The sequence below is a fragment of the Saccharopolyspora antiqui genome (assembly GCF_052246905.1).
Lineage (GTDB): Bacteria > Actinomycetota > Actinomycetes > Mycobacteriales > Pseudonocardiaceae > Saccharopolyspora.
Genome location: NZ_JBQQBO010000037.1, coordinates 56,253 through 65,100, shown reverse-complemented (window position 1 = coordinate 65,100; position 8,848 = coordinate 56,253). Strand labels below are relative to the sequence as shown.

12 protein-coding genes are annotated in these 8,848 nt (G+C 70.8%); 6 read left to right on the top strand and 6 right to left on the bottom strand.

Translation table 11 applies throughout. The features are described from left to right. Positions 1-226: 226 nt before the first annotated feature. The 6 genes from ACTWQN_RS35595 to rpmB all read right to left on the bottom strand — a co-directional run bounded on the left by ACTWQN_RS35595 (position 227) and on the right by rpmB (position 3,717). Positions 227-1,711 (bottom strand): GGDEF domain-containing protein, encoded by a 1,485-nt coding sequence (locus ACTWQN_RS35595; protein WP_443208068.1) that lies wholly within the window; start codon positions 1,709-1,711, stop codon positions 227-229. A gap of 87 nt (positions 1,712-1,798) precedes the next feature. Continuing rightward, the gene (gene bluB, locus ACTWQN_RS35590) at positions 1,799-2,479 is read right to left on the bottom strand and encodes a 5,6-dimethylbenzimidazole synthase (RefSeq protein ID WP_443208066.1); all 681 of its coding nucleotides are present in this window, start codon (positions 2,477-2,479) and stop codon (positions 1,799-1,801) included. A 189-nt stretch (positions 2,480-2,668) separates the two neighbouring features. Beyond that, the gene (rpsR, locus tag ACTWQN_RS35585; RefSeq protein WP_443208065.1) at positions 2,669-2,908 is read right to left on the bottom strand and encodes a 30S ribosomal protein S18; all 240 of its coding nucleotides are present in this window, start codon (positions 2,906-2,908) and stop codon (positions 2,669-2,671) included. A gap of 3 nt (positions 2,909-2,911) precedes the next feature. Next, positions 2,912-3,217, bottom strand: coding sequence for a 30S ribosomal protein S14 (gene rpsN / locus ACTWQN_RS35580; RefSeq protein WP_443208064.1), 306 nt, complete (start codon positions 3,215-3,217; stop codon positions 2,912-2,914). A 96-nt stretch (positions 3,218-3,313) separates the two neighbouring features. Next, positions 3,314-3,481, bottom strand: a complete 168-nt coding sequence (gene rpmG, locus ACTWQN_RS35575) for a 50S ribosomal protein L33 (RefSeq protein WP_132492926.1) — start codon at positions 3,479-3,481, stop codon at positions 3,314-3,316. Next, positions 3,481-3,717 carry a 50S ribosomal protein L28 gene (gene rpmB / locus ACTWQN_RS35570; RefSeq protein WP_443208063.1) on the bottom strand — a complete coding sequence of 79 codons (237 nt, stop codon included), beginning with the start codon at positions 3,715-3,717 and terminating at the stop codon, positions 3,481-3,483. The genes rpmG and rpmB overlap by 1 nt, the downstream gene beginning before the upstream one ends. Before the next feature lie 99 nt (positions 3,718-3,816). Here rpmB and mrf point away from each other — a divergent pair, with 99 nt between their 5' ends. The 6 genes from mrf (at position 3,817) to ACTWQN_RS35540 (ending at position 8,834) form a co-directional block, all read left to right on the top strand. After that, positions 3,817-5,088, top strand: coding sequence for a ribosome hibernation factor-recruiting GTPase MRF (gene mrf, locus ACTWQN_RS35565; protein ID WP_443208062.1), 1,272 nt, complete (start codon positions 3,817-3,819; stop codon positions 5,086-5,088). A 34-nt stretch (positions 5,089-5,122) separates the two neighbouring features. Then, positions 5,123-5,374 (top strand): type B 50S ribosomal protein L31, encoded by a 252-nt coding sequence (locus ACTWQN_RS35560; RefSeq protein ID WP_443208061.1) that lies wholly within the window; start codon positions 5,123-5,125, stop codon positions 5,372-5,374. A gap of 30 nt (positions 5,375-5,404) precedes the next feature. Further along, on the top strand, positions 5,405-5,557 hold the full coding sequence (rpmF, locus tag ACTWQN_RS35555; protein ID WP_443208060.1) for a 50S ribosomal protein L32: 153 nt from the start codon (positions 5,405-5,407) through the stop codon (positions 5,555-5,557). Between the two features lie 136 nt (positions 5,558-5,693). Next, the gene (locus ACTWQN_RS35550; RefSeq protein WP_443208059.1) at positions 5,694-6,389 is read left to right on the top strand and encodes a response regulator transcription factor; all 696 of its coding nucleotides are present in this window, start codon (positions 5,694-5,696) and stop codon (positions 6,387-6,389) included. Next, the gene (locus ACTWQN_RS35545) at positions 6,386-7,813 is read left to right on the top strand and encodes a HAMP domain-containing sensor histidine kinase (protein WP_443208058.1); all 1,428 of its coding nucleotides are present in this window, start codon (positions 6,386-6,388) and stop codon (positions 7,811-7,813) included. Before ACTWQN_RS35550 ends, ACTWQN_RS35545 begins: the two co-directional genes overlap by 4 nt. Before the next feature lie 232 nt (positions 7,814-8,045). Next, positions 8,046-8,834 (top strand): DeoR/GlpR family DNA-binding transcription regulator, encoded by a 789-nt coding sequence (locus tag ACTWQN_RS35540; RefSeq protein ID WP_443208057.1) that lies wholly within the window; start codon positions 8,046-8,048, stop codon positions 8,832-8,834. Positions 8,835-8,848: the final 14 nt, after the last annotated feature.

The window sequence follows — 8,848 nt, the reverse complement described above, 5'->3', positions numbered from 1 at the left end:
TTCCGGGTTCCGGGTTCCGGGTTCCGGGTTCCGGGTTCCGGGTTCCGGGTTCCGGGTTCCGGGTTCCGGGTTCCGGGTTCCGGGTTCCGGGTTCCGGGTTCCGGGTTCCGGGTTCCGGGTTCCGGGTGAACTGTGGATTCTACCGTGCTGCGCCGGGGAATTCGGTCGCCGGTGGAGTCGCAGCGCGGTGGGCATGGCGATCGATCCTAGCCGAGCCGCGGCCGCCTCAACCCGTGGTCGACCGGTCCGTGGCAGGCTGGCTCCGGTCGATCTCCACGCGGTTTCGCCCGGCCCGCTTCGCCCGGTACAGCGCGATGTCGGCAGCGGCGAACAGGTGTTCCAGCTTCGCCGGGCCGGCCGCGACGCCGACGCTGACCGTCGGTGCCTTCGTGACGCGCCCCAGCACCAGCTGCCAATCGTGCAGGTGCACCGCGGCCCGGATCCGCTCGGCGACGATCGGACCGGCGTTGCGGGAGTCTTCCGAGGCGTCGACCAGCAGCACCACGAACTCGTCCCCGGCCCACCGGCAGAGCAGGTCGTCGGCCCGGCATTCGCGGCGCAGCAGGTGCGCGATCTCCTGGAGCACCACATCGCCCGCGGTGTGCCCGGCCAGGTCGTTGACGTCCTTGAACCAGTCCACGTCCAGCAGCAGCAGCCACGGCACCCGCCCGGCCGCGGCGGTCCGCTCCAGCAGCATGGGGGCGTGGCGCTCCAGGCCGAGCCGGTTGGTGAGGCCGGTCAGCGGGTCGCGCAGCGCCGCCTCGCGTGCGGCCATCGCCATCCGCTGGGCCTGCACCGCCACCCGGCGTTGTTCCAGCGCCTGGCCCAGCCCTTCCTGCAGCACCTCCACCGCGGTGCTGCTCGCGGCGACCGTCCGCCGCAGCGCGGCGGCTTCCCCGACCGGGTCGTTGAGCGCTTCGCAGATCGCCGCGAGGTCCAGGGAGAACTGCATCATCAGCATGGTGTCGCGGATCGTTTCCGCACCGTCCAGGGCGCGGCTGGCGAAGGTGCGCGCCTCCTCCTGCCGGTGCTGGTCGCGCCGGACCACGGCCAGCACCCAGTTCGCCACCGATGCGGTGAACCAGTCGTCGGCGGCGCGGCCCAGCGCCAGCGCCTCCAGACCGAACCGCTCCGCGGTCTCCACCTCGCCGACTCCGGCCAGCGCCCGCCCGAATCCGGCCAGCGCCGATCGCTTCACCTGACCCGGCTTGGCCAGCGACTGCGATTCGTCGAACAGGTCGCGGGCCAGCTCGAACTGCTGCCTGGCGGACTCGGCCGGGCTCGTCACGGCGCGGAACACCCGCGCGTTGCCCTCCCGGTTGAGGCAGTGCGCCAACGCCGCCAGATCGCCCGCGTCGCGGGCGATCTGCACCGAAAGCGCCATCAGGTTCAGCGCCGGACCGCGGTGCCCGATCGTCTCCAGCAGGTAGCCGAGCATGCTGATGGTGTGCGCGGCGCCCGATCCCTCGGGATGGTCCACGTCCAGCTCGGTCCAACCTTCGGCGACCAGCTCCAAGGCGAGCGGGATGTGTTCGAGGCGCCACGCCAGCGAGGCGCGGTGCACCAGCACGGTGGACCGGCTCCACCGTTCCTCGACGCGGTTCGGTCCGGCCGCGATGAGCTCGTCGAACGCCATGTCGGCTTCGGCGAAGCGGCCGGAATCCAGCAGCAACCGCACCTGGCGGTCTTGGGCCGGAAGATGGCCGACCATCAGCGGATCATCCTGCTGCACTGCGTCCTCGCAGGAGCACACCTAGTAGTGGAACCGCGTGCTGGTGCGGTTTTGTTGGAATACAGGTTACCGGGTGCGACCGTGACCGTACTTGTCGTAGTGCACGACCTCCTCCAGCGGCAGCCGCTGCCGCCAACCGTGTCGTTCCAAGTCGGGCGTGTCGGCCAGCGTCCGCACCGGGCCCACGCACAACCATGCCACCGGGCGCAACCCGGGTGGAATGCCCAGCAGGCGGCGCAGGAACTCTTCGCGGTAGAAGCTGACCCAGCCCACCCCGAGGCCTTCGGCGGTGGCGGCCAGCCACAGGTTCTGCACGGCCAGGCACACCGAGTACAGCCCGGCGTCGGCGATCGCGTGACGGCCGAGCACCTGGGGTGCACCTCGGCTCGGGTCGTAGGTGACGGCGATGCCCAGCGAGGACTCCACGATGCCCTCGACCTTGATCTTGGTGAAGGTCTCGGCGCGTTCCCCGTCGAGCTGGGCGGCGAAGACGCTGCGCTCGGCGAGCACGTGTTCGCGGAACGCGCGGCGGGTCGAGTCGTCGCGGACCAGCACGAAGTCCCACGGTTGGGACAGGCCGACGCTGGGCGCGCTGTGCGCGGCGGTCAGCACGCGGCGCAGCACTTCTTCGGGGAGCTCGCCACCGGTGAACTCCCGGCGCACGTCGCGGCGGCGGTTGATCACGTCGTAGAGGTCTGCGGCGGGGGCGGAATCGGTCAACTGGGGTACTCGTCCGGCGATCGTCATCGCCGCCCATCCTGCCGTGCCACGGCGGGTGACCAGGCGACGGGCACCCGTGCCCCGCCCGGCTGCCCCAGCGGACCTCGCAGGTGTGGGTTTTGCCTGGTCAGGGCGCGGGTGCGCGGACATCCCGACACGCACCCGGGCCGCCGCGCGGAGCCGGTTCGGCGACCGGCTCCGCAGCGGTGGGACCGGTCACTTGCGGGTGTTGGCCGGGTAGGGGAGGAGAGCCATTTCGCGGGCGTTCTTGATCGCCTTCGCGACTTCGCGCTGTTCCTGCGTGCTCAGGCCGGTGACCCGCCGGGAGCGGATCTTGCCCCGGTCGGACAGGAACTTGCGCAGCAGCGCGGTGTCCTTCCAGTCGACCTCGATGACGCCTTCGCGCTGGAGCAGGTTGGGCTTGCGGCGGACGCTGCGCCGATCCGAGTTCGGCACGGCTCACCAGCTCGACTTCCGAACGCCGGGCAGTTCGCCGGAATGCGCCAGCTCCCGCAGCCGCACCCGGGACACGCCGAACTTGCGGAGGTAGCCACGCGGACGCCCGTCGATGGCGTCCCGGTTGCGCAGCCGAACCCGGCTGGCGTCGCGCGGCTGGCGCTGCAGTTCGCGCTGCGCGGCGAGGCGGTCTTCGGGACTGCTGCCGGGCGCGACGATGATCTTCTTCAGCTCAGCGCGCCGCCGCGCGTAGCGGGCGACGATCTCGCGACGCTGCTCGTTGCGCGCGATCTTGGACTTCTTGGCCACTCGGCCACTCCTTTCGAAACGGATCGAGCCGGTCGTCGGTCGCGGATGTTCCGGCGATTTCGCGTGAAATCGCTCATCCCTCGACCGGGTCCGGGCTCAGCGCTCCTCGCGGAACTCGACGTGCTTGCGGGCTACCGGGTCGTACTTGCGCAGGACCAGGCGGTCCGGGTTGTTGCGGCGGTTCTTGGTGGTCACGTAGGTGAAGCCGGTACCGGCGGTGGACCGCAGTTTGACCACCGGGCGGACGTCGGTGCTCTTGGCCATCAGATGCGCTCCCCGCGCGCTCGCAGTTGTGACACCACGGCTTCGATGCCGCGCTTTTCGATCGTCTTCATCCCCTTCGCCGAAACCCGCAGCCGGATCCAGCGGCCTTCGGAGGGCAGCCAGTAGCGGTGCCGTTGCACGTTGGGCAGCCAGCGGCGGCGGGTGCGGTGGTTGGAGTGGGAGACCTGGTTGCCGTAGCCGGGTTTCTTCCCGGTGACCTGGCAGCGGACGGACATGACCTACCTCTCGATAATGACATCCATTTTCATTTTACCTGCCATCGAGAGTACCGTGTGTGCGAGTCAGATGAAAATCATTGTCGATTGAGGTGGGGGATGGGAACCGAGTCGTCCGCGAACCAGCGGATCCCGCTGATCATGGTGGCCGGGATCCGCGCGGAGCAGGTCGCGGCAGCCGCCGAGGCGGCGCGGCGGGAAGAACCGGCAGGCACCGCGCTGGTGCACCACGACCTGCGCGGAGTCACCCAGGGCGTGGTCCGGCGCCTGGTCCGGCACGGCGCCGCCGAACACACCGAGGTACTCGAACTCGCGCACGGTTGCGTGTCCTGCACGCTGCGCGAAGACATGCTGCCGCTGCTGCGGAGGCTGTCCGCGGCACCCGATGTGGCGCGGATCGTCGTGCAGCTCGATCCGGCGCTGGAGCCGGAGACGATCTGCTGGGCGCTGCAGCACGTGGTGGTGGACGGCCGTCCCCTCGTCGACGACGTCGACATCGAGGCCGTGGTCACCTCCGTCGACCTGGCGAGTTGGTTGGCCGATGCGACCGGTGAGGAGGAACTCGCCGAACGCGCGCTCGGCGGCAGCGCGGATGACGAGCGCACCGTCGCGCAGGTCGCGGTGGGACAGGTCGAGTTCGCCGACGCGATCGTGCTGGCTGGTCGCGCCGACGACCGCTGGAACCAGGTGCGCACCGCGGCCGTGATCGCCCGGCTCACGCCGAACGCACCCACCGCACACCTCGATGACCTGGAGTTCTCCGCGCTGCTGGGCGAGGTCGCGGGCGATGCGCGGCGCGGTGCGATCGACGGGCCGCACGGCCGGTTGCTGCGCGGGCAGCCGCCGCTGGACACCGATGCCGGGGTGTCGACGGTGCTGTTCGAAGAACGCCGCCCCTTCCACCCGGAACGGCTGCACGAGACGATCGACGTGCTGCTGGACGGCGTGGTGCGCACCCGCGGCCGGGTCTGGGTGGCCAGCCAGCCGGACGTGGCGCTGTGGCTGGAGTCCGCCGGTGGTGGGCTCGGCGTCGCGCACGGCGGGCCGTGGCTGGCCGCGCTGGAGCCGGACCAGTGGGCCGACATCTCGCCGGAACGCCAGGTCAGAGCCTCGCTGATCTGGGACGACTACTACGGCGACCGGACCCAGGAGCTGGTGGTGATCGCCCACCAGGCCAACCCCCGGGACATCGTCCGAGCACTGCGCCACGCGTTGCTGACCGACGACGAAATCGCCGCCGGTGCGCAGCAGTGGGCGAGCTACCCGGACCCGTTCGGCGAGTGGCACACCGACCCGTGCGGCACCGACCCGGCGGGCAACTCCAGGGACACGGCCGCGGACGCCAGCGGCGAGAGCGGCAACCGGTCGTGAGCGCGCCTTGCGACCCGACTTCGAAGGAGAGCGCGTGAAACGCGGCATCCATCCCGAGTACCGGCCGGTGGTGTTCCAGGACCGGACCACCGGCGACCGCTTCCTGACCCGCTCCACCGCGACGTCCGACGCGCGGACCGAGTGGACGGACGGCAACTCCTACCCGCTGATCGTGGTCGACGTGACCGCGTACTCGCATCCGTTCTGGACCGGCAACCAGCGGGTGCTCGACACCCAGGGCCGCGTCGAGAAGTTCCGCCGCCGCTACGGCGACCGCACGCGCTGACCGCCCGACCCAACCCCTGGAAGGACCAACGTGGCCGTTCCCAAGCGGAAGATGTCCCGCAGCAACACCCGGCACCGCCGTTCGCAGTGGAAGGCGGCGGTGCCCGACCTGGTGCCGATCGTCGTCGACGGCGAGCGCAAGCTCGTGCCGCGCGCCCTCATCAGGCACTTCCAGCAGCGGTGACCGATCCGGCGCTCGTGATCACGAAGGGTGATGGCGAGCGCCGGGATCACGCCTGAGCGGAGACGGATGTCACGCGGTTCCGCGACGTCCGGCGGGTTCTCAGCTACTTCTCAGGGCCAGGGGTAAAACTGTGCGCATGCGCATCCTCGTCGTCGACGACGATCGTGCCGTGCGGGAATCCCTGCGAAGGTCGTTGCAGTTCAACGGATACCAGGTGGAGCTCGCGGCGGACGGTCAACAGGCCCTGGACTTCCTGGCCAGCAATCGCCCGGACGCCATCGTGTTGGACGTGATGATGCCCCGCCTGGACGGGCTGGAGGTCGCCCGCCGACTCCGCAGCACCGGTGATGACCTGCCGATCCTGGTGCTGACCGCGCGAGACGCGGTGTCCGACCGGGTCGCCGGCCTCGACGCCGGCGCCGACGACTACCTCCCCAAGCCGTTCGCGCTGGAAGAGCTGCTCGCCCGGCTGCGCGCGCTGCTGCGCCGCGCCAGCCCGCCGGACCTCGGGCAGGACGCGCAACCGGCCGCGCTGCGCTTCGCCGACCTGGAGCTGGACCCCGGCACCCGCGAGGTCCGCCGCGGCGAGCGCTCGATCAGCCTGACCCGCACCGAGTTCGCCCTGCTGGAACTGCTGATGGCGCACCCGAAGCAGGTGCTGACCCGCAGCCGCCTGCTGGAGGACGTGTGGGGCTACGACTTCCCGACCTCGGGCAACGCCCTGGAGGTCTACGTCGGATACCTGCGCCGCAAGACCGAGGCCGAGGGCGAACCGCGCCTGATCCACACCGTCCGCGGCGTTGGTTACGTGCTTCGAGAGACGCCACCGTGACTTTTCCCGCACCGCCCCCGCCCGATCTGCAGCAGTCGTCCGCCAACGGCCGTTTCCAACGCGTGTCACTGCGCAACCGGGTCACCTGGCTCGCCGCGATCTGCGTGGCCGGGGCCGTCGCGCTGGTGTCCGTGGCGGCGTTCATCACCGTGCACGACAGCCTCTACCAGCAGGTCGACGACAACCTCACCGAACGCGCGGTGGAGGCCGCCGAAGGTCCGCTGGTGCGCACCGCTGACCTGCAGCAGGTGCCGGTGGCCTTCTTCGTGGCGGCGAACTTCAAGATCTGCGTGCTCTCCGCCGACGGCGTGGTGGTCGGCCCGCCCGACCGGCCGCCGGTGAGCTACGCGGAACTCGCGGTCGCCAGGGGCGAGACCCGCGAGTCGCTGCGCACCGACCAGGGCACCAACAGCCGCGTCGTGGCGGTGCCGACCGGCCAGAACGCCGCGCTGGTGATGTCCAGCCCGCTGCAACCCACCCAGCGGACGCTCGCCCAGCTGAGCGTGGTGCTGGTGGTGATGGGCGGCGCCGGGATCCTGCTCGCGGCAGCCGCCGGGACTGCGGTCGCCCGAGCCGGGCTGCGACCGGTGCAGCGGCTGACCGCGGCGGCCGAACGCGTCGCGCTCACCGGTGACCTGCGCCCGATACCGGTCGGCGGGGATGACGAGCTGGCCCGGTTGACCACGAGTTTCAACGGGATGCTCATCGCGCTGGCCGAGTCGCAGGAACGCCAGCGGCGGCTGGTGGCCGACGCCGGGCACGAGCTGCGCACCCCGCTGACTTCGCTGCGCACCAACCTGGAACTGCTGATGGCGTCGGCCCGGCCGGGCGCGCCGACGCTGTCCGAACAGGACCGTGCGGAGATGTTCGCCGATGTCGAGGCACAGGTGACCGAACTGTCCGCGCTGGTCGGCGATCTCGTCGAGCTGGCCAGGGAGGACACCCCGCAGGCGGTGCACGAGCCGGTGGACCTGGTCGACGTGGTGGAGCGCGCGCTGAACCGGGCGCGGCGCCGGGCGCCGCGCGTCGAGTTCGACATCCGCCTGCAGCCGTGGGTGATGATGGGCGACGCCACCGCGCTGGAGCGGGCGGTGCTGAACCTGCTGGACAACGCGGCGAAGTGGAGTCCGGAGGGCGGCCGGGTGCGGATGGAGCTGCATCCGGAGGAGGCCACCGGCAACGCCGTGCTGGAGGTCGCCGACAGCGGGCCGGGCATCGGCGCCGCGGACCGGCCGTACGTGTTCGAACGCTTCTACCGCTCGTCCGATGCGCGGCCCCTCCCGGGCTCCGGTCTGGGCCTGTCGATCGTCAAGCAGGTCGCCGAGCGGCACGGTGGTTCGGTCTGGGCCGGCGAGGCGCCCGAGGGCGGTGCGTTGCTGCGCATGTCACTGCCCGGAAGCACGTCGTACACCGAACAGCAATAAACATCGAGTACCGATCGTGATGTTGGAATTCCCCGCGCTCCGCCTATGACCCGGCCTATCACCCGTTCGGGTATGTTGGTTTCTGAGGTTGTGCGGATCGGGTGGCCGCTGCGGACGTCCGGTGAGCGGCGCAGCCGCTTGCCGCTGCGCGGGTGGCACCCAACGCACCGCCAGGCAAGCCGACCGTTCGCGCAACCCTTCGGAGTTGAGCTGAGGTGAGGGGACGGGTGGAGTGCTCGCGCGGCAACGCCAGGAAGTGATCCTCGACGAGGTGCGGCGGACCGGGGCGGTGCAGGTCGGTGATCTGGTGCTCCGGCTGGGCGTGTCGGACATGACGATCCGCCGCGACCTCGACGTGCTGGCCCGTCGCGGCCTGGTCGAGAAGGTCTACGGCGGCGCCACCTCGATGGTCGGCCGCAGCACCGACGAGCCCGGCTTCGAGGCGAAGTCGGTGCGCCAGCTCGCCGAGAAGGAGGCCATCGCGCGGCTGGCCGCCGAGCAGGTCCGGCCGGGTACCGCGATCGGCCTGTCCGCGGGAACCACCACCTGGACCCTCGCGCGGCACCTCGACGACGTGGCCGACCTGACGGTGGTGACCAACTCGGTGCGGGTCGCCGATGCGCTGCAGCAACGCGGCCGCACCGACCGCACGGTGGTGCTCACCGGCGGAGTGCGCACCCCGTCGGACGCGCTGGTCGGGCCGGTCGCCGTGCAGTCGCTGCGCTCCCTGCACCTGGACCTGGTGTTCCTCGGCGTGCACGGGATGGCGCCGCGGGCCGGGTTCACCACGCCGAACCTCAACGAGAGCGAGACCAACCGGGCGCTGGCCGAGGCGGCCGGTCGGTTGGTCGTGGTCGCCGACAGTTCCAAGTGGTCGATCGTCGGAATCTCCACGATCGTCGACTTCGACGAGGTAGATCTGCTGATCAGCGACGAGGGATTACCGGCGGACGCGCGCCAGGCACTGGCCGAGCACGTCGAGGTGTTGTTGGCCGATCAGCGGGAGACCGTGGAGGACTGATGGGCCACACTCTT

Bases quoted from the DNA above. Each gene is read 5' to 3' on its own strand.
- ACTWQN_RS35595 (WP_443208068.1), bottom strand. From the start codon at position 1,711: ATGGTCGGCCATCTTCCGGCCCAAGACCGCCAGGTGCGGTTGCTGCTG.
- bluB (WP_443208066.1), bottom strand. From the start codon at position 2,479: ATGACGATCGCCGGACGAGTACCCCAGTTGACCGATTCCGCCCCCGCC.
- rpmG (WP_132492926.1), bottom strand. From the start codon at position 3,481: ATGGCCAAGAGCACCGACGTCCGCCCGGTGGTCAAACTGCGGTCCACC.
- rpmB (WP_443208063.1), bottom strand. From the start codon at position 3,717: ATGTCCGTCCGCTGCCAGGTCACCGGGAAGAAACCCGGCTACGGCAAC.
- mrf (WP_443208062.1), top strand. From the start codon at position 3,817: ATGGGAACCGAGTCGTCCGCGAACCAGCGGATCCCGCTGATCATGGTG.
- ACTWQN_RS35550 (WP_443208059.1), top strand. From the start codon at position 5,694: ATGCGCATCCTCGTCGTCGACGACGATCGTGCCGTGCGGGAATCCCTG.